Source organism: Vibrio sp. D54 (assembly GCF_021728075.1).
In the GTDB taxonomy this organism is placed as follows: Bacteria; Pseudomonadota; Gammaproteobacteria; order Enterobacterales; family Vibrionaceae; genus Vibrio; species Vibrio alginolyticus.
In genome coordinates this window covers 1-1095 of sequence record NZ_JAKKCS010000071.1, presented here as the reverse complement: position 1 = coordinate 1095, position 1095 = coordinate 1, and the positions used below count along the sequence as shown (strand labels likewise).

Annotated in this window: 2 protein-coding genes; both read right to left on the bottom strand. The window is 39.5% G+C overall.

The window, feature by feature from the left end; genetic code table 11:
* Positions 1 to 132: 132 nt before the first annotated feature.
* Complete coding sequence (locus tag L3V37_RS24155; RefSeq protein WP_025769021.1) at positions 133 to 540, bottom strand: hypothetical protein; 408 nt, start codon at positions 538 to 540, stop codon at positions 133 to 135.
* A complete protein-coding gene (locus L3V37_RS24150; RefSeq protein ID WP_025769022.1) occupies positions 537 to 977 on the bottom strand; it encodes a T6SS effector amidase Tae4 family protein in 441 nt (146 codons plus the stop codon). Before L3V37_RS24150 ends, L3V37_RS24155 begins: the two co-directional genes overlap by 4 nt.
* Positions 978 to 1095: the final 118 nt, after the last annotated feature.

Genomic DNA, 1095 nt, shown 5'->3' with positions numbered 1-1095 from the left:
TAACGCCGCATTAAGGTGTGAGCAACGCTACTACGAACCTAAACCATTGCGCCAAAAAACACGAAACCCAACCTTGAACTGAAAATGCCAAGCGTTGGGAATCACTCTTAAATGCTTTGTTATGTATAGCGGCTAGAGAGACCAATTGTAGCTTTTGAAAAACACATGATCTATAGGAAGAACCGGGCACAACAATGCCCCTTCAAGCGGCTTACTGACCGCGATTACTTTTGAAACCTCATCAATCATTACACCAACAGATTCAAGAGAACAGTTCTGTTCGACACTTACCCCCCATTTTTCAGCTTGATTAGAAGATATAGGTTGACCTAGAAGAATGGCTACTTTGTTACCTTTTACACTGAGTGTCTGTAAATCACCTTGAGCATTAACTGCCCAATTACATGGAGAAGTTAGTTTTGTTTCAAAAATGGTAGACTCTTCAAACAAAGTACAAGATGATCCATTGTTAACTGACAGATTAAATGCTAACGAAGAAAAACTAACAAACGATAAAAGTAGCGCAGTTATTTGTTTCACTGTTTTATCTCCCAAAACCAAACTTCATCACCAAGATTAATCCAATCAGGGGCGCCTCCCTTCATATGCTCGCCATCCCAAACGTCAATGTGATCGGTACTACCCCACCCATTCCTGATAAAGATAATCCCTCTCCGACCAATTAATGATTTTTCTCTTTGATCTTTAATAAGCTCTTTATTTCCAAATATATTAGGGTTAACAGAGATCCAATTTGCTAACTCTTGGGCTGCTAAAATGTGTCTCGGACTATGTTTAAAGCCAGGGTAGCAGCGCCTATTAGGATATTTTTGGTCAAAAGTTGAAGTGTCGATACCTGTTTCCTCCAGAGCAACCCCCATACGAATAGCACACTGATTAGGAAAATGAGCCCTATCACAAGGAGATTTTGGGTATGGATGGTTTTTCCATAACTTGGCAAATTGAATTACTGACACTGTACGTACCTCACTGAAACAAAAAAGTACTCTAACACACTCAAAACAATCAAACCTGTTTCATATTAAATAGTGCAATCATTCTTTCGAAACTCGGATACATAACGCCCTGTTAAGG